This is a genomic window from Rhodococcus sp. NPDC003318, assembly GCF_042879035.1.
Lineage (GTDB): Bacteria > Actinomycetota > Actinomycetes > Mycobacteriales > Mycobacteriaceae > Rhodococcus_G.
Genome location: NZ_JBIAOU010000011.1, coordinates 67,165 through 85,336, shown reverse-complemented (window position 1 = coordinate 85,336; position 18,172 = coordinate 67,165). Strand labels below are relative to the sequence as shown.

16 protein-coding genes are annotated in these 18,172 nt (G+C 71.5%); 9 read left to right on the top strand and 7 right to left on the bottom strand.

Going from position 1 to position 18,172, the window contains the following annotated elements:
• Window positions 1-5 precede the first annotated feature (5 nt).
• Entirely contained in the window at window positions 6-929 is a 924-nt protein-coding gene (gene metF / locus ACFYVR_RS18005) for a methylenetetrahydrofolate reductase [NAD(P)H] (RefSeq protein ID WP_387475700.1), read from the bottom strand.
• Between the two features lie 121 nt (window positions 930-1,050).
• On the opposite strand from metF, the gene ACFYVR_RS18000 reads away from it, so the two are divergent.
• The 4 genes from ACFYVR_RS18000 (at window position 1,051) to ACFYVR_RS17985 (ending at window position 6,444) form a co-directional block, all read left to right on the top strand.
• On the top strand, window positions 1,051-2,157 hold the full coding sequence (locus tag ACFYVR_RS18000; protein ID WP_387475523.1) for a polyprenyl synthetase family protein: 1,107 nt from the start codon (window positions 1,051-1,053) through the stop codon (window positions 2,155-2,157).
• Complete coding sequence (gene crtI / locus ACFYVR_RS17995) at window positions 2,157-3,698, top strand: phytoene desaturase family protein (RefSeq protein ID WP_387475521.1); 1,542 nt, start codon at window positions 2,157-2,159, stop codon at window positions 3,696-3,698. The genes ACFYVR_RS18000 and crtI overlap by 1 nt, the downstream gene beginning before the upstream one ends.
• A gap of 190 nt (window positions 3,699-3,888) precedes the next feature.
• The gene (locus tag ACFYVR_RS17990) at window positions 3,889-5,487 is read left to right on the top strand and encodes an alpha-(1->6)-mannopyranosyltransferase A (protein WP_387475519.1); all 1,599 of its coding nucleotides are present in this window, start codon (window positions 3,889-3,891) and stop codon (window positions 5,485-5,487) included.
• Between the two features lie 12 nt (window positions 5,488-5,499).
• Window positions 5,500-6,444: a phytoene/squalene synthase family protein gene (locus tag ACFYVR_RS17985; protein ID WP_387475517.1), complete on the top strand. Its 945-nt coding sequence runs from the start codon at window positions 5,500-5,502 to the stop codon at window positions 6,442-6,444.
• Here the strand turns inward: ACFYVR_RS17985 and ACFYVR_RS17980 are convergent.
• Both ACFYVR_RS17980 and ACFYVR_RS17975 read right to left on the bottom strand, forming a co-directional pair.
• Window positions 6,441-7,328, bottom strand: coding sequence for an SDR family oxidoreductase (locus tag ACFYVR_RS17980; RefSeq protein WP_387475515.1), 888 nt, complete (start codon window positions 7,326-7,328; stop codon window positions 6,441-6,443). The two genes, ACFYVR_RS17985 and ACFYVR_RS17980, sit on opposite strands and share 4 nt — an antisense overlap.
• Window positions 7,329-7,432: 104 nt before the next feature.
• On the bottom strand, window positions 7,433-7,798 hold the full coding sequence (locus ACFYVR_RS17975) for an Rv2175c family DNA-binding protein (RefSeq protein ID WP_387475513.1): 366 nt from the start codon (window positions 7,796-7,798) through the stop codon (window positions 7,433-7,435).
• Window positions 7,799-7,919: 121 nt separating this feature from the next.
• On the opposite strand from ACFYVR_RS17975, the gene pknB reads away from it, so the two are divergent.
• The 4 genes from pknB to ACFYVR_RS17955 all read left to right on the top strand — a co-directional run bounded on the left by pknB (window position 7,920) and on the right by ACFYVR_RS17955 (window position 13,065).
• Window positions 7,920-9,986, top strand: coding sequence for a Stk1 family PASTA domain-containing Ser/Thr kinase (pknB, locus tag ACFYVR_RS17970; protein ID WP_387475511.1), 2,067 nt, complete (start codon window positions 7,920-7,922; stop codon window positions 9,984-9,986).
• Window positions 9,987-10,164: 178 nt separating this feature from the next.
• On the top strand, window positions 10,165-11,529 hold the full coding sequence (locus ACFYVR_RS17965) for a hemolysin family protein (RefSeq protein WP_387475509.1): 1,365 nt from the start codon (window positions 10,165-10,167) through the stop codon (window positions 11,527-11,529).
• On the top strand, window positions 11,526-12,548 hold the full coding sequence (locus ACFYVR_RS17960; RefSeq protein ID WP_387475507.1) for a hemolysin family protein: 1,023 nt from the start codon (window positions 11,526-11,528) through the stop codon (window positions 12,546-12,548). Before ACFYVR_RS17965 ends, ACFYVR_RS17960 begins: the two co-directional genes overlap by 4 nt.
• Before the next feature lie 100 nt (window positions 12,549-12,648).
• Entirely contained in the window at window positions 12,649-13,065 is a 417-nt protein-coding gene (locus ACFYVR_RS17955; RefSeq protein ID WP_387475505.1) for a hypothetical protein, read from the top strand.
• Between the two features lie 100 nt (window positions 13,066-13,165).
• Here ACFYVR_RS17955 and ACFYVR_RS17950 read toward each other — a convergent pair whose 3' ends face one another.
• The 3 genes from ACFYVR_RS17950 to ACFYVR_RS17940 all read right to left on the bottom strand — a co-directional run bounded on the left by ACFYVR_RS17950 (window position 13,166) and on the right by ACFYVR_RS17940 (window position 16,013).
• Complete coding sequence (locus tag ACFYVR_RS17950; RefSeq protein ID WP_387475503.1) at window positions 13,166-13,918, bottom strand: VOC family protein; 753 nt, start codon at window positions 13,916-13,918, stop codon at window positions 13,166-13,168.
• Between the two features lie 138 nt (window positions 13,919-14,056).
• Entirely contained in the window at window positions 14,057-15,442 is a 1,386-nt protein-coding gene (locus tag ACFYVR_RS17945) for a class II 3-deoxy-7-phosphoheptulonate synthase (protein WP_387475501.1), read from the bottom strand.
• Window positions 15,443-15,521: 79 nt separating this feature from the next.
• Window positions 15,522-16,013 carry a polyadenylate-specific 3'-exoribonuclease AS gene (locus ACFYVR_RS17940; protein WP_387475499.1) on the bottom strand — a complete coding sequence of 164 codons (492 nt, stop codon included), beginning with the start codon at window positions 16,011-16,013 and terminating at the stop codon, window positions 15,522-15,524.
• Window positions 16,014-16,086: 73 nt separating this feature from the next.
• Here ACFYVR_RS17940 and ACFYVR_RS17935 point away from each other — a divergent pair, with 73 nt between their 5' ends.
• Window positions 16,087-17,427 carry a glycosyltransferase 87 family protein gene (locus ACFYVR_RS17935; protein WP_387475497.1) on the top strand — a complete coding sequence of 447 codons (1,341 nt, stop codon included), beginning with the start codon at window positions 16,087-16,089 and terminating at the stop codon, window positions 17,425-17,427.
• Between the two features lie 10 nt (window positions 17,428-17,437).
• Here the strand turns inward: ACFYVR_RS17935 and ACFYVR_RS17930 are convergent, their stop codons facing one another.
• Entirely contained in the window at window positions 17,438-18,157 is a 720-nt protein-coding gene (locus tag ACFYVR_RS17930) for a lysophospholipid acyltransferase family protein (protein WP_387475495.1), read from the bottom strand.
• Window positions 18,158-18,172: the final 15 nt, after the last annotated feature.

Sequence of the window (18,172 nt, the reverse complement as noted above, 5' to 3'; positions counted from 1 at the left end):
GGCGTCTACGCGACGTGGCTGGTCAGCCCGAGGTTGGTGAGCACCTCACGGGTCGCCCGCGCGAAGTTGAGTGTGATGAAGTGCAGGCACGGTGCGCCCTCGGAGATCAGCCGCTCGGCGAGCTGGGTGGCTACCTCGATACCGACCTCGCGGACCGCGGCCCGGTTCTCGTCCGGCCCGTCGCCGGCCGCCCTGGTCAGCCGCTCCTCGAGCTCCGCGGGCAGCTTCGACCCCGACAGCTCCAGGCTGCGCCGCGCGGACCGCAGCGACGTGATCGGCATGATCTCGGGGATGATCGGTTTCGCGCCCTGCTCGGCGTCGGCCGCCGCGACCCGGTCCCGCAGCCGCAGGTAGTCGTCGACGTCGAAGAACATCTGGGTGATCGAGTACTCGGCTCCGGCGCGCAGCTTCGCGACCAGGCAGCGGGTGTCGTGCTCGAGGTCGGGAGCCCGGTAGTGCCCCTCGGGGAACGACGCGACCCCGACGTGGAAGTCGCCCATGTCCCGGACCAGCCGGACCAGCTCCTCGGCGTACTCGACGCCTTCGGGGTGCTTGACCCACTCGCCGAGGGGGTCGCCGGGCGGATCCCCGCGCAGTACCAGGATGTTGCTGATCCCGCCGTCGGCGTAGGCGCCGCACATGGCGCGGAGTTCGTCGACGCTGTGTCCGACCGCGGTCAGGTGCGCGACGGGAAGCAGCGTGGTCTCCTTGGCGATCTGGCCGGTGACGCGGACGGTGCGGTCGCGGGTGGACCCGCCCGCGCCGTAGGTCATCGAGACGAAGGCGGGTTGCATCTGCTCGAACTCGCGGACGGCACGCCACAGGCGCGCCTCGGCGTCGGCGTCGCGCGGCGGCGAGAACTCGACCGAGAACGGGATCCGCCCCCCGGCCGCGCCGATGCGGTCGACGATCGACGGGGTGTGCGTCACCCATCCCTCGCTGGACCGCCCCCTGACGGCATCAAAAGTCACCGCTCAATCATAGGGGCGCCCGTCCGGGCCCCTTCCGCCCACCACCGGGCACAGCCGCCGCTGCCCTAGGCTGGCGGACATGAGTACCCCTCCCGGCTCGATCACCCCGCCCGGCTCGATCACGTCGGTACCCGCGGCGGTCGAGTCGGCCCTGCGCACGTTCTTCGATTCGCGGCGCCCGATCACCGATGCCGTCGGCGGCACGTTCGGTGACGCGGCCGGGGCACTCGAGGCGTTCGTGCTGCGTGGCGGCAAGCGGGTGCGGCCGACGTTCGCGTGGACGGGCTGGCTCGGGGCCGGCGGCGACGCAGCCGGATCGGACGCCGACGCGGTGCTCCGGGTGTGCTCGGCGCTCGAACTCGTGCAGGCCTGCGCGCTGGTCCACGACGACATCATCGACTCGTCCGCGACCCGTCGCGGTTTCCCGACCCTGCACGTCGAGTTCGCGCACCGCCACCGCGTCGGCGGGTGGTCCGGGGATGCGGACGAGTTCGGCGAGTCGATCGCGATCCTGCTCGGCGACCTGGCCCTCGCCTGGGCCGACGACCTGGTCCGCGAGTCGGGGATCGACGCCGTCGCGCAGACCCGGATCGGTCCGGTGTGGTCGGCGATGCGCACCGAGGTCCTCGGGGGGCAGTACCTGGACGTGCACACCGAGGTGACGGCCGACGAGTCGGTGGCGGCGGCCCTGCGGATCAACCGCTACAAGACGGCCGCGTACACCATCGAGCGGCCCCTGCACCTCGGTGCGGCGCTCGCCGGCGCCGACGACGCCCTGATCGCCGCGTACCGCGAGTTCGGCACCGACATCGGCATCGCGTTCCAGCTGCAGGACGACCTGCTCGGGGTGTTCGGCGACCCCGAGGTCACCGGCAAACCGTCTGGCGACGACCTGCGCGAGGGCAAGCGGACGGTCCTGTTCGCGGAGGCGCTGCTGCGGGCGGACGCGTCCGATCCGGGGACGGCGGATTTCCTGCGCCGCGGCATCGGCGCCGACCTCACCGACGACCAGGTGCAGCGGATGCGGCAGGTCATCGTGGACCTCGGCGCGGTGGAGGCGGTGCAGGCCCGCATCGACGATCTGACCGCCACCGGTCTGCGGGCCCTGGACGGATCGAGCGCCACCGACGAGGCGAAGGCCGAGTTGCGGGCGATGGCGGTCGCGCTCGGCCGCCGCAGCGCGTAGTGGTCCGCACGGTTCCCGGACCCACCGACCGCGTGGTGGTCGTCGGCGCGGGCCTGGCGGGCCTGGCCGCGGCGCTGCACCTGCGCGGCGCGGGCCGGGAGGTGACGGTCCTCGAGCGCGACGACGCGGTCGGTGGCCGGGTCGGCGTCCACTCCGGACCTGGCTACGACATCGACAGCGGCGCAACGGTTCTCACCATGCCGGAGTTGGTGGCCGATGCGCTCGGCGCGGTCGGCGCGGACGCCGCGAGCGTGACCCCGCCGCTGCTGATCCGGCAGCTCGACCCGAGCTACCACGCCCGGTTCGCCGACGGCACGGCGCTGCGCGTCCACGCCGACGCGGACGCGATGGCCGCCGAGGTCGAACGGGTGTGCGGGCCGGCCGAAGCGGGCCGCTACCGCCGGCTGCGGGCCTGGCTGGCGACGATCTTCGACGCCGAGTTCGACAGTTTCATGGACGCGAACTTCGACTCGCCGCTGGACCTGCTGGCCACCGGGCGGGCCCGTCGCGACCTGTGGACGCTGGTGCGCAACGGCGGGTTCGGTCGGCTCGGACCGAAGGTTGCGCGCCTGGTCCACGACCCGCGGCTGCAGCGGATCTTCACGTTCCAGGCGCTGTACGCGGGCGTCGCACCGGCGAAGGCGCTCGGGGTGTACGGGGCGATCGCCCACATGGACACCTCCACCGGCGTCCACTTCCCCGACGGCGGGATGCGCCGCGTGGCCGAGGCGATGGCGTCGGCGCTGACCGCCGCGGGAGGCGAGGTCCGCCTCGGCACCGAGGTCGTGAGCATCGACTACCGCGACGGTCGCGCGCACCGCGTCCGCACCGCCGACGGTGGATCCGTGCCCGCCGACGCGGTCGTGCTGACCGTGGACCTCGGCTGCGCGCCGGCACTGCTCCCCCGTCGCCGGTTGCCGCGACGTCCGGTCCGGCACTCGCCGTCCGCGGTCGTGGCGCACGGGACCATCCCCGTCGAGGTGGCCGCGGACTGGTCGGGCAGCGGGCATCACACCATCGACTTCGGCGACGCGTGGGAGCGCACGTTCGCCGAGATCACGGCGCGCCGCGGTCACGGCAGGCTGATGAGCGACCCGTCGCTGTTGCTGACCCGTCCGGCGTGCACCGACCCGGGGCTGACGCTGACCCGCGACGGCACACCGCACGAGCCGCTGTCGGTGCTGGCACCCTGCCCGAACCTGCGCAGCGCACCGCTCGCCTGGGACGCCCTCGGCGGCCCGTACGTGCGCGAACTGCTGGGGGTGCTCGAGACGCGCGGCTACACCGGCATCGCCGAGCACTTCCGGGTGGACCTGATCGACACACCGCAGACGTGGGCGGAGCGTGGCATGGCCGACGGATCCCCGTTCGCGGCCGCGCACACGTTCGGCCAGACGGGGCCGTTCCGTCGCGGCAACCTCGACACCGGCGCCGAGAACGTCGTCCTCGCCGGCTGCGGGACCACGCCGGGTGTGGGGGTGCCGACGGTCCTGATCTCCGGGCGACTCGCCGCCGCCCGCATCGTCGGCGCAACCCGGTAGCCGGAGGCGGCGCTCCGGCGAAACGGCAGGTGGTCGTCGTCGGAACACGTCGTGACGGGGACGTTTCGCTGCTCCGGCGCGGCAACCACTAAACTGGGAGCCCGTCACCGCTCCACCGCGCCGGTCCGCCCGACTCGGTGGTGTCACCGCGCCGATTCCGCGCCGAACCTACGGGGGGAGCCTCAACGCGATGCCATCCGCCACCCCCGCGAACCCCGAGCATCCGAGCGAGTCCCGCTGGCGAACGACGCGCGCGTTCCTGCGCAGCGACGCCGGTCACGCCGCGGTGCTCGGCACCCTCGGCGCCGTGCTGATCACCTTCGGCGGCTTCGGGTCCGGCGCGGTCCGGCGTCGCGACCCCCTCCTCGAGGCGATGTACCTGTCGTGGCTGCGCTTCGGTCACGGTTTCGTCCTGTCCACGCTGATCGTGTGGATCGGCGTGCTGATGATGATCGCGGCGTGGGTGCGGATCGGCCGCAACGCTCGCGCACAGCTGATCGAGGTCGGTGAACTGCGCTGGGTGATCGCCGCCTGGACGGTGCCCCTGCTGGCGGCGGTGCCGATGTTCAGCCGCGACGCCTACTCGTATCTCGCGCAGGGCGCGCTGCTGCGCGACGGCTTCGACCCCTACGCGGTCGGTCCCGTCGTGAACCCCGGCATCCTGCTCGACAACGTCAGCAACGTGTGGACCACCACCACCGCGCCGTACGGTCCCGTGTCGCTGCTGATCGGTCAGGGCATCACCGCGGTCACCGGCGACAACGTGATCGCGGGCACCATGCTGATGCGGATCGCGATGCTGCCCGGCCTGGCGCTGATGATGTGGGCGCTGCCCCGCCTGGCCCGCCAGCTCGGCGGCGACCCCCGGATCGCGTTGTGGCTCGCCGTCCTCAACCCGCTGGTCCTGATCCACCTCGTCGGCGGTGTCCACAACGAGCTGCTGATGGTCGGGCTGATGGTCGCGGGCCTCACCCTCGCCCTCGACCGCAAGCATCTGGCCGGGATCGCGGTGATCTCGCTCGGCGTCGCGGTCAAGGCGATGGCGGCGGTCGCGCTGCCGTTCGTCATCTGGATCTGGATGATCCACGAGAACGAACGTGCACAGCGGTCGGCGCAGTCGTCGGCGCCACGACCGAGGCGGTCGCAGTTGACGCTGTTCGCGCGGACCGCCGGCACCGGCGCCGCCGTGTTCGTCGCGATGTTCGCCGCCTGTTCCCTCGTCGCCGGGGTCGGGCTGGGCTGGCTCACGGCGCTGCAGGGTTCCGCGAAGATCATCAACTGGCTGTCGGTGCCGACGATCCTCGCGCACATCGTCACCGTCACCACGTCGTGGTTCACCGGCCTGCGCCTCGGTCCGGTGCTCGAGGTCACACGCGCGATCTGTGCGCTGGTGATGATCGGGGCGCTGGCTGTGGTCTGGTGGAGGTTCCGGCGGACGCCGCGGCAGGCGGTGCTCGGCATCCTCGTCGCTCTCGTCGTGATCGTGGCGCTCTCCCCCGCCGCCCTGCCCTGGTACTACTCGTGGCCGCTCGCGATCGCCGCCGGGTTCGCGATGTCGACGACGACGTTGATGATCCTCGTGGGCCTGTCGACCTGGCTGATGCTGGTGTTCAACCCGGACGGCTCGATCGGCCTCTACTCGCTGCCGCACGTTCTGCTCGCGACGTTCGCCGCGGTCGTGGCGGCCCGCTCGCTGGTCACCGTCGACCCGTTGCGGCTGCGGTCGGTGCGTACGGACACGGCGAAGACGCAGGCCGACGCCACGTCCCTCGCGACCGCCCCGGACTGAGACGGCACCGCGATGACCGCACTGCACGACCCGTCGGTCCCCGCGGACCTCGACGGAGCGTACGAACACTGCCGCCGGCTCGCCGCCGAACACGGCCGGAGCTACCACCTCGCGACCCGACTGCTGCCGCGTCGGGACCGCCCGGCCGTGCACGCACTGTACGGATTCGCCCGCACCGTCGACGATCTGGTCGACGTCGACACCCGATTCGGCCGCCCCACGTCGGAGTGCCTGGCCGAACTCGACGCCGTCGAGTCCGAACTCGCGCGGGCACTCGCCGGTTCCACGGCGGGGGCCCGACCCGTGGTCCGCGCGGCCGCCGACACCATCGGCCGATACGGCATCGACCCCACGCACGTCGCGTCGTTTCTGGCCGCGATGCGGATGGACCTCCCGGGTGCACCCGGGTACCGGTCGTCCTACGCGACGATGGCCGAGCTCCGCGGATACATGCACGGCTCGGCCGCCGCGATCGGGTTGCAGATGCTGCCGGTGCTCGGGACGGTCACCCCGTTGGAGGACGCGGCGCCGGCGGCCGCCGCGCTCGGCGAGGCGTTCCAGCTGACGAACTTCCTGCGTGATGTCGGCGAGGACCTCGACCGGGGTCGGGTGTATCTGCCCGGCGACGAACTCGCGGCGTTCGGCGTCGACGCCGATCTGCTGCGCGCGCGGCGGGCCGACGGGCGTGCGGACCCGCGGATCGAACGGGCGCTCGCGCACCTGGTGGCGATCAACCGGCACTGGTACCGGCTCGCGGAGCCGGGCATCGCGATGCTCGCGCCGCGGGTGCGCCCCGGAATCGTCGCCGCGTTCGACCTGTACGCGGCGATCCTCGACGAGATCGAACGGGGTGGCTACCGGGTGCTGGACCGGCGGGCGGTGGTCCCGCGCCGCCGGCGGGTCGCGATCGTGGCACCTCGGCTGGCAGGGGCCGCGATCCGGGCGGTCACCGGCTAGCCGGCCGTGTGTCCGTCGCCCAATGCCCGGGTGCGGGCGCTGACGGACCGGCCGAGCGCGGCGACCTCGGCGTCCATCTCGGACATCGTCGCCGCCGCGTGCCTGCGGGTGCGGCCCTCGGCGAGTCGGGACTGCACCAGTGGACGGAGCCAGCGCGCAGCCGCCACCCATCCGGGCACGTCGATCCGTCGCGCGCGCCGTTCGATTCCCTTCTCGAATCGCTGCCCGCACGCCTGCACCGACGTCGTCTTCCCGACCGGTCCCGGCAGGGTGTCGAGCATCGTCCGGAAGGTGCCGAGATCGGCTTTCGCGTCCCGCACCAGCGGGGTGTCGATCCACCCCATGTGCGCGGACCCGACCGCGACACCGTGGTGGGCCACCTCGAGCCGCAGCGCGTTCGCGAAGTGCTCGACACCGGCTTTCGACGCCGCGTACGCCGCCATCCCCGGCTCGGCGGCGAACGCCGCCAACGACGACACGACGAGCACGTAGCCCTTCCGTTCGATGATCGCGGGCAGCGCCGCACGCACCGTGTGGAAGACGCCGAGGATGTTGACGTCGACGACGCGGCGGAAGGCCACGGGATCGACCCCGAGCACCGATCCGTAACTGGCGACACCGGCGTTCGCGATGACGATGTCGATGCCGCCGAACGCGTCGATCCCGGCCGCGACCGCGGCGTCCATCGCGGCGAGATCGGTGACGTCCGCGACCTGGGTCACCACCCGGTCACCGAGGGCGGCGGCGAGGTCGGTGAGCGGTTCGGCATCGAGGTCCACCAGCACCAGTCGCGCACCGCGTCGGTGCAGCCGGCGCGCGACCTCCTCACCGACACCCCGGGCTGCCCCGGTGACGAACACGACCTTGCCAGCGAAACCGGTCATGCCGTCAGCGTAGGACGCGGGCCCGCGCCTTCGCGCGCGAAACGGAGGGTCTCCGGCCGGAAGCCACACCGGTGCCGGTCAGAACGCCACGCCGGCGGTGCCGGTCAGAACGCCATCGCCTGCGCCCGGCGGACGACCTCACGGGCGGAGTCGGTGTGCAGGGCGGCGACGGGGGTGCCGGGCAGTGTCTGGTCCTCGGTGAACAGCCAACGCAGGATTTCGGCGTCGCTGTAGCCGCCGTCGCGCAGGACGACCAGCAGTCCGGGCAGCAGCCGCACGATGTCGCCGTCGGCGAAGAACTCCTCGGGGATCCCGACGATCCCGTTCCGCCGCACCGCGACGAGTTCGCCGTCGCGCAGCATCTGGTGGACGCGCGTGACGACGAGACCGAGGAGTTTGGCCACATCGGGCAGCTGGAGCAACTCGACGCCGGGGTCGAGGACGTCGTCGGTGTAGGGAATTGCACTCACACCGGTAACCGTATCGGGTTGGGCCGGCCCGTGACCGCGCTGGCTACCATCGAACCGACACGGTTGTGCGCCCGTCCGGGCGGCGCTCCGACACGACGAACGGGAACAGGGGTATCTGCGGGTGGGGCCAGGTGATCATCGGCTGATCGGCGAGCTGCTCGACCGACGCTATCGGGTGGACGCCCCGGTCGCGCGCGGCGGCATGTCGATGGTCTACCAGGGGATGGATCTGCGGTTGGACCGCCCCGTGGCGATCAAGGTGATGGACCCGAAGTTCGCGCAGGACCCCCAGTTCCTGTCGCGGTTCGAGTTCGAGGCCCGCGCGGTCGCCCGGCTCAGTCATCCGGGTCTGGTCGCGGTGTACGACCAGGGCATCGACGGTGAGCACGCGTTCCTGGTGATGGAACTCGTCGCGGGCGGGACGCTGCGTGAGCTGCTGCGTGAGCGCGGTCCGATGCCGCCGCACGCCGCGGCGGCGGTGGCGGGTCCGGTGCTCGACGCGCTCGCGGTGGCCCACCGGGCCGGGCTGGTGCACCGCGACATCAAACCCGAGAACGTGCTGATCTCCGATTCCGGTGAGGTGAAGATCGCCGACTTCGGGCTGGTCCGGGCGGTGGCCGGTTCGAATGTCACCTCCTCGAGTGTCATCCTCGGTACCGCGGCCTACCTGTCTCCCGAGCAGGTCACCTCGGGGAACGCGGACGCCCGCAGCGACGTGTACGCGACCGGCGTGCTGCTGTTCGAGATGTTGACCGGACGGACACCGTTCACCGGGGACACGTCGCTGTCGATCGCCTACCAGCGCATCAACGCCGACGTCCCGCCGCCGAGCGCGTCGATTCCCGGGGTGCCCCCGGAGTTCGACCGGCTGGTGCTCACGGCGACGGCCCGCGACCCGGACGATCGGTACTCCCACGCCGGGGAGATGGCGGCGGCGTTGCGTGGCGCGGCCCGGCAGTTGGGTCTGCCCGAGTACCGCGTGCCGGCCCCACGCCGTTCGGCGCAGCACCTGAGCGCCGCGATGCAGGTGGCGGGCGCGACCACCGTGACGGCGACCACCGCCACGGCGCAGCCCGGCTCCACGGCGAAGACCACGGTGACGGGCCGGGGCGCCCCCGGGGCGCCGACGGAGGTGACGCGGGCCGCACCGACCACGGCCCTCGCGCATCCGGCGGTCGAGCACGCCGTGGCGCAGCCGACGAAGGTGGTGACCGCGCAGACGCGGCGCACCGAGCACGACGCGGAACCGGATCCGGAGCGACGTGGACCCGCACAGTACGACTTTCCGGACTTCGCGGCGCAGCGGCTGCGTTCGCGGCGCACGATCCTGATCTGGTTGACGGTCATCCTGCTGCTCGCCGCGGCGGTCGGCGTCGGCGGCTGGTGGCTCGGCTCGGGTCGCTACACGTCGGTTCCCGTGGTGACCGGCATGGATCGGGCGGCCGCGACGACGGCGATCGAGGCGGCGGGCCTGAGCACACAGATCCGTGGCGAGTACTCGGACACCGCCCCCGTCGACGCCCTCCTCGGCACGGATCCGGACCCGGGCGCGAAGGTCACGCGTGACGGCACGGTCGCGCTCCTGGTCTCGCTGGGCCGGCCGGCGGTGCCGAACCTGACGATCGGCGCGGACGCGACTCAGGTCGAGAACGATCTGCGCGCTCGCACGTTCGTCCCGGCGGACGGCGGCGAGGCGTACAGCACCAACGCCCCGGTCGGCGCGGTCGCGGCGCTCGATCCCGGTCCCGGGACCGTGCTGAACGTCGGTTCCGAGGTCCGGGTCGTGCGGAGCAAGGGGTCACCGCCCGTGCAGGTCCCGGACGTGCGCGGCAAATCGGTCGACCAGGCCCGCGCCGCCCTCGATGCCGTCGGGATCGTCGTCTCCGACACCCGCGAGGTCTTCGACGCCGGTGTCGACGCCGGCGACGTGGTCGGCTCCGATCCCGCGGTGGGCACCACGGTCGGAGCGGGTTCACGCGTGACGCTCACGGTGTCGACCGCGGTGCGCGTTCCGTCGATGATCGGACGTACCGTCCGCTCCGCACGCGACGAACTCGTCGGCCTCGGGCTCGACGTGCAGGTGCGTCAAGTGGCCGAGTCGGACCGGTCGCTGGTGTTCACGCAGAACCCGGGTTCGGGTACCCGCGTCGAGCCGGGCAGCACCGTCACCCTCACCGCGCTGCCCTGACCCCACGTCGTCCTGCTCACACGCGGGCCCGGCCGGGGAACTACGGTGGTGGTCGGTTCGTCCCAATTGGGAGAGCCGATGTCCCCACACGAAAGCAGGCAATGAAGCGCGCTCCGCGTAAACCTCGAAGACCCGTCCCGCCCCACCCGAGTGTCGGTCCGACCCTGCCGGAGTCGACGTGCTGACCGTCCTCGGAATCCTTCTCGGTGTCGCCGTCGTCCTCGCGATCACCGCACTGACCGGCTACTTCGTGGCCCAGGAATTCGCCTTCATGGCCGTGGACCGTTCCCGGCTCGAGGCCCGCGCGCACGCCGGCGACGCGTCCGCCGCCCGCGCCCTCGGCGTCACCCGCCGCACCTCGTTCATGCTCTCGGGCGCTCAACTCGGCATCACCGTCACCGGACTGCTCGTCGGCTACGTCGCCGAACCCCTCATCGGTCGTGGCCTCGGCGAGATGACGGGCGGTGTCGGCATCCCGACCGGTGTCGGCGTCGCCGTGGGCGCCGTCCTCGCGGTGCTGTTCTCCACCGTCGTGCAGATGGTTTTCGGTGAGCTCTTCCCGAAGAACCTCGCCATCGCCCGTCCCGAGCCGGTCGCCCGGAGGCTCGCGCTGTCGACCACCGTGTATCTGACGCTGTTCGGATGGCTGATCCGGCTGTTCGACACGTCGTCGAATCTGCTGCTGCGGGCGCTGCGGATCGAACCGGTCCACGACGTGGAGCACTCCGCGACCCCCCGCGACCTCGAGCACATCGTCGCCGAGTCCCGCGATACCGGTGAGCTCCCCCGCGAGCTGTCCACCCTGCTCGACCGCGTCCTCGACTTCCCGACCCGCACCGCGGAGCACGCGATGATCCCCCGGGCCCTCGTCGACGTCGTCCGCGCCGACGAGCAGATCGGCGACGTGATCGCGCGGATGGGCTCCGGCCACACCCGCTACCCGGTGGTCGGGTCGAGCAGCGACGACCTCCTCGGCGTGGTGCACCTGCACGACCTGCTGGGTCCGGACCCGACCGGGACCGCGGCGGACCGGGCGCGTCCCGCCGTGGTCGTGCCGACGACCCTGCCGCTGCCCGACCTTCTCGCACGGCTCGCCGAGGCGAAGGACGAGATGGCGCTGGTCGTCGACGAGTACGGCGGATTCGCCGGGGTCGTGACGGTCGAGGACATGGCCGAGGAGCTCGTCGGTGAGATCGCCGACGAACACGACCCCGACCACGAAGCCACCGAGGTCGTGGCCGTCGACGGCGGCTGGCTCGTGCCGGGCCGCGTGCATGTCGACGAGGTGGCGCGGGTGCTCGACGAGAACCTCCCCGAGGACGACGACTACGAGACGTTCGCAGGCCTGGTGATCACCGAGTTCGGCGGGTTTCCCGGCACCGGCGACACTGTCGAGATCGCGCTGCCCACGGACCCGGCCGACCTCGTCGCCGACGAGCCGCAGGCACCGACGTTCCTGCGGGTCACGGTCCGCGCCGTCGACAAGCACGTGCCGTCCTCGCTGTTCGTGACCGTGCACACCGGAGAGGGCGCCCACCGATGAGCAACCCCTGGATCGTCCTCGCCGTCACGGCACTGCTGATCGCGGCGAGCGCGTTCTTCGTCGCGGTCGAGTTCGCCCTGATCGCCGCCCGCAGACACCGCCTCGAGGACGCCGCGCCGTCGAGCCGTTCGGCGCGCGCGGCACTGCGCAGCGCGTCCGAACTGTCGGTGCTTCTCGCGGGCTCCCAGCTCGGCATCACCGTCTGCACCCTCGCACTCGGCGCAGTGACGAAACCTGCCGTGCACCACTGGCTCACGCCGGCCTTCGCGAGTTGGGGCGTCCCGGGTTGGCTCGCCGACGTGGCCGGGTTCGTCCTCGCGTTGATCATCGTGACGTTCCTGCACCTGGTGGTGGGCGAGATGGCGCCGAAGTCGTGGGCGATCGCGCATCCCGAGAGGTCGGCGACGCTGCTGGCGATCCCGATGCGCGGATTCATGTGGCTGACCAGGCCACTGATCGTGAGCCTGAACCGGCTGGCGAACCGGTGCCTGGCGAAGGTCGGGGTCCAACCTGTCGACCAGGTGTCCTCGGGTCAGGACCCGGACTCTCTGCGCCACCTGGTGGAGCACTCGGCGAGCGTCGGCACCCTCGACGAGAGGTACCACGGCCACCTGACCGGTGCGCTGGAGCTCGAGGCTCTCACGGTCGGTGACATCACCGCGCCGAACAGCGACCCGAGCGGTGTGGACGCGGACGCCACCGCCGAGCAGATCCGGGCGGCCGCCGACCGCAGCGGCCACCTGCGTCTGGTGGTCCGCACCGGCGGCCGGATCGACGGTGTCCTGCACGTCCGCGACAGCCTCCGGGCGCAGCCCGGCGTCCGGGCCCGTGACCTGCGGCGTGAGCTGATCACCCTCGACGTCCGCACACCGGTCTACGAGGCGCTCGCCACCATGCGGGGTACCCGCAGCCACATCGCGCTGGTCCGGGACCACACCGACGGGGAGCGGCTGATCGGCCTGATCACCCTCACCGACGTCCTGGCCCGGCTCATGCCGACCACCGGGACCGCGGCCTGATCGGCGCGGCCGGACCAGCGCGGCCCGGTCGGCCGGCGCCCGCGGTTAACGCGTGGGTGCCGGCCGCCGATACATCGGTCACACGTCCAGAGGAGATCCGATGACCGCTCGTGTCCTCAGCCGTACCTCTCTCGCCCGTGCCTCGGTGACGGTGGCGGCCGCCGCCGCCCTCGTCGGCGCTCCCGCCGTCGCCCACGCCGACGAGTGGCCACCGGTCCCCGACTACCCGACCCCCGTCGTGCCGTTCGACACGAAGGACTTCCTCACCCCGGACAATCCGGAGTACTGGAACCCGTTCGTCGCGAAGAACCGGCTCACCTCGCCGTACGGCACCAGCACCCGCATCGTGTGCACCGCGTTCCACGGTGTGCTGCTCGAATGTTGGCAGGCCGACCTGCAGGGCAACCCCCACAAGCTGGTGCAGCTGCCGGTCGACTTCCCCAACGTCTCGGGTTCGACGATGCCGGGCGGCGGGCCGGGCCACTTCGTCTACCCGATCTGGAGCACCGGCAGCTAGGTCGTGCCGCCTGGTCCCTCTCGGATGCCCCCAGCGTCACGATCGCAGCAGGCGGGCGATGGTGACGTCGGGGGCGCCGAATCTGGCCTCGGGTGACTCGCTAAGGTCCGTACACCGCGAACGCGCCGCCCTGCGGGTCGGTGAGGAGGGCGAATCGGCCGGTGCCGGGCAGGTCGGTGCCGGGAACGTGCACGGCACCACCGAGTTCGGACGTCTTGGCCGCAGCGGCGTCGACGTCGTCGACCCCGAAGTACAGCGCCCAGTGCGGCGGAATGCCGTCGGGGAAGTCCGGGCCCATCGCCATCATGCCGCCGAAGTCCTGTCCCTCGACCCCGAACTGGGTGTAGCTCTCACCCGGGGTGACGGTCCAGCCGAACACCTCGGTGTAGAAGGCCTGCGCGGCGGCGGTGTCGCGGGTGCGCAGTTCGATCCAGCACAGCGTGCCGGTCTCGTTCAGCCGGGACGCCCCGGAGAACGTCCGCGCCTGCCACAGCGTGAACACCGCCCCGGCCGGGTCCGCGAGCACCGCGAACCGGCCGAGATCGAACACCTCCATCGGCTCGGCGATCACCGAACCGCCTGCCGCCGTGGCCTTCTCGACCGTCGCATCGGCGTCCGCGACGGCGATCGACACGGTCCACGCAACGGGCTGACCCTCCTGGTAGAGCGGGCTCACCGCGGCCACCGGGTCGTCCCCGAGCAGCATCTGCGTGTATCCCCCGGCGTCGGGGTGCGGGTCCTTCTCGGGGGTCCAGCCGAGCAGCGCCCCGTAGAACGCGCCCGCGGCGGCGATGTCGGTGGTGCCCAGTTCGGCCCAACAGGGGGTGCCGAGTTGCGGTTCGGTGATCTTCACGGTCGGTCCTCCACGTGTGGAAACGGTCGGTGTCTCGATCACCACCGACCGTAACCTCCGCCACCGACATCCTCTCCGGGAACGAGACCGGCCCGCCCCGACGACGGTCGGAGCGGGCGGAATCCGGTTCGGAGTTGTTCAGCCGCGCAGCATCTCCGCGACGAGGAACGCCAGCTCGAGCGACTGCTGGGTGTTCAGCCGCGGATCGCACGCCGTCTCGTAGCGGCCGGACAGGTCGAGGTCGGAGATGTCCTGCGCGCCGCCGAGGCACTCGGTGACGTTCTCACCGGTCAGCTCGACGTGGATGCCACCCGGGTGGGTGCCGAGCGCGTTGTGCACCTCGAAGAACCCCTGTACCTCGTCGACGACGCGGTCGAAGTGGCGGGTCTTGTACCCGGTCGAGGACTCGTGGGTGTTGCCGTGCATCGGATCGCACTGCCAGATCACCTGGTGACCGGTCGCCTGCACCTTCTCGACGATGCCGGGCAGCAGGTCCCGGACCTTGCCGTTGCCCATCCGGGAGATCAGGGTCAGTCGGCCCGGCTTGCCGGTCGGGTCGAGCCGCTCGACGTACTCGACCGCCATCTCCGGGGTGGTGGTCGGGCCGATCTTGAGGCCGATCGGGTTGGCGAGCAGCTCCGCGAACGCGATGTGCGCACCGTCGAGCTGGCGGGTGCGGTCACCGATCCACAGGAAGTGTGCGGACAGGTCGTAGAGCTTGGGATGCTCGTCGTCGTTGTCGAGACGCAGCATGGCCCGCTCGTAGTCCAGGACCAGGGCCTCGTGGCTGGCGAAGATCTTCGCGGCCTTCAGGTTCGGATCCACGACACCGCACGCGTCCATGAAACGCAGGCCGCGGTCGATCTCGGCGGCGAGGGCCTCGTACCGGGCGCCGGCCGGCGAGGACGCGACGAACTCACGGTTCCAGTCGTGCACGCGGTGCAGGTCGGCTTCGCCCGCCGCGGTGATGGCCCGCACCAGGTTCATCGCGGCGCTGGCGTTCGCGTAGGCGCGAACCAGGCGCGACGGGTCGTGGACGCGGACCGCCTCGTCCGCGACGAGGGAGTTGACCATGTCGCCGCGGTACGACAACAGACCGAGGGAGTCGGTGTCGGAGGACCGGGGCTTCGCGTACTGGCCCGCGATGCGAGCGACCTTGACCACGGGGAGCGAGGCTCCGTAGGTCAGCACCACGGCCATCTGCAGCAGCGTGCGGATGTTGCCCTTGATGTGCGGTTCGGTGTTGTCCGCGAACGTCTCCGCGCAGTCACCACCCTGGAGCAGGAAGGCCTCGCCCCGGGCGACGCTCGCGAGCTGGTTCTGCAGGTCCTCGACCTCGCTCGCCACCGTGATCGGAGGCACGCTCTCGAGCACGGTGCGCATCGCTGCGGCCTGGTCGGCCGGCCACGACGGCTGCTGGGCGGCTGGCTTGGCCAGCGCCGCGTCCAGCTTCTCTCGCAGCGCCGTGGGCAGCGGCGGGAGTTGGGGCAAGCGGTCGATCGGCACGTCGACGGTCCAGTTCACCCGTTCAGGATATTCGGTTGCCGGAAGGACCGACACGCAAGGGTGTGATTGTCGCCCAGCCGTGACCGCCCGCCGACGGTCAGCGCAGGGTGCCCGCCACCCGGATCGCCTCGAACTTGGCGAGGTTGTGGCGGGCGTCGGCGAGCGCGTCGTGCGCATCTCCCGGCGCGGGCGGAAGCAGGGGCCGGCCGGCGTCCTCCCAGTGCTGCTTGAGTTCACGGGTGAACCGGGGCAGCGACTGCGGCAACGCGGTCATGTCGCCCCACAGCTGGCAGAAGGCGACGTGGTCGTAGGCCCCGACCCAGGCCCACAGTTCGGGCACGATGCCGGGCCGCGGGATCAGGAACTTCAGCAGGTCGTCGCGGATCCTGTCCCGGCTGCGCCACACGGGCGACGACGGCGGAGGCAGTTTCGGCAGCACGTTCGACCGCACCCACTTCCCGGCGCGTGACGGGTCGAACTCGGTGGACACCGCATAGAACTCCCGGCCGTCCTCGGCGGCCACGCCGATGGAGACCAGGTCGATTGTGCGACCATCCTCGATGAACTCGCAGTCGTAGAAGTAGCGCACGACGGGCACCCTATGTGCCCGCCGCGCCGGTGATGCGACCGCCCCCGACCTCCCAGGGTCCGACACCGTAAGGATGACCGTGCCGCCTGCCCGTGAGCCCGCACCCGCCGACGCAGCGGAGTCGACGGCGTCCGGCGGGCGCCTGCGACTCCCCCGCGCAGGCACCCCGGCCGGTGCCCTGCTCCGGCTCGTGGTCGTCGCCGCTGTCGTCGCCGGGATCTGCTACCACCTGTTCGGGCTGCCTCCGCTGCGCGAGTTCGGCGACTACTACCGGATCGACCTCGACGTCTACCGGATCGGCGGGAAGGCGCTCGTGGACGGCGTCGCGCTCTACGGCCCGATGCCCGCGACGGTGATCGGCTCGGAGCTGCCGTTCACGTATCCGCCGTTGGCGGCGATCGTGTTCGCACCGCTCGCCGCGATCACGCTCGAACAGGCGAGTTTCGTATTGACGGCGATCTCGCTGGCCGCGCTCGTCGCGACCGTGGCGCTGACGCTGCGTGCGCTGGGGGTGGTGGGCCGGTCCACGATCGGCTGGACCGCGGCGGCGCTGGCCGCGGCGGCGCTGCTGCTCGAACCGGTGCAGTCCACCCTCGACTACGGCCAGATCAACATCGCCCTGATGGCCCTCGTCGTCGCCGACTGCCTGCTGCCGCGGACACCGTGGCCGCGGGGTCTGCTCGTCGGCCTGGTCGCGGCGGTGAAGCTGACGCCGGCGGTGTTCGTGCTGTTCTTCCTGCTGCGCAAGGACATTCGCTCGGTCGTGACGACCGGGGTCGGGTTCCTCGCCGGAACCGCGATCGGGTTCGTGGTGACCTTCTCGGACGCGAAGCAGTACTGGACCGAGACGCTCATGGACTCGGACCGGATCGGCACGCCGGCGTACCCGGCGAACCAGTCGCTGACCGGCATGCTCGCCCGCCTCGGACTCGACGACGCGACCCGGAGTGCGCTGTGGATGCTGTGCAGCGTCGTGGCGCTCGCGGTCACCGTCGTCGCGGTCCGCCGGGCCTTCGCGGCGCACCGCCCGGCCCTGGCGCTGACCACGACCGCGGTGTTCGGGCTGCTCGTGTCACCGGTGTCGTGGTCGCATCACTGGGTGTGGGCGGTGCCGCTGCTGATGGTGTTCGCCGCGATGGCGCTGGACCGATCCGAGCGGGATCCGGCTCGGCGGGTGTTCTGGGCGGCGTGGACCGTCGCGGGCGCGGCCCTGTTCGTGATCGCGCCCCACTGGGTGCTGATCCCGGGCCGCACCAGCGGCCTGGGCTGGCCGCTGTGGGACCAATTCCTCGCGTCGTCGTACGTGTGGTGGGGGCTGGTGACGCTGATCCTCGTCGCCGCCCTGCCACTCGCCCCGGTCCGATCCGCCGACAGCGACGCACCGCAGGAACCGGCGACCGTGTCCGTGTCCTGAGGTCTCCGGCTCAGCTCGCCCGGGTGTCGGGGATCCGGTCGGCCTCGGGTGGCTGGGCCGGCCTGTTCTTCAGGGTGGCGGCGTAGATGTCGACGTACTCCTGCCCGGACAGCTGCATCAGCTTGTACATCACCTCGTCGGTCACCGCGCGTTCGACGAACCGGTTCCCGGCCATACCGTCGAAGCGACCGAAGTCGATGGGTTCACCGATCCGTACGACGATCTTGGCCGGCCGCGGCCACCTCGATCCGATCGGGTTGAGCTTGTCGGTGCCGATCATCGCGACCGGGATCACGGGCACGCCCGCGGCGAGGGCCATCCGCGCCATGCCGGTCTTGCCTTTGTAGAGCCGGCCGTCCGGGGAACGGGTGCCCTCCGGGTAGATGCCGAGCAGTTTGCCGTCGCCGAGCACCTTCAGGCCGGCGGCGAGCGCGTCCGCAGCGGCGTCGGCACCCGTCCGGTCGATCGGGACCTGACCGACGGCGGTGAAGAACCACCGCTGGAACCGGCCCTTCAATCCGGTGCCGGTGAAGTACTCGCTCTTGGCGAGGAAGGTGATGCGCCGCGGTGCCCGCAGCGGCAGGTAGAACGAGTCCATCACCGCCTGGTGGTTGCTCGCCAGGATCGCCGCGCCGTGAGCCGGGAGATTGTGTGCCCCTTCGATTCTGGGTCGACCGAGGACGAACAGGATCGGTCCGAGAAGAATGTATTTGAACAGCCAGTACCACATCGCAATCTCCCCGGC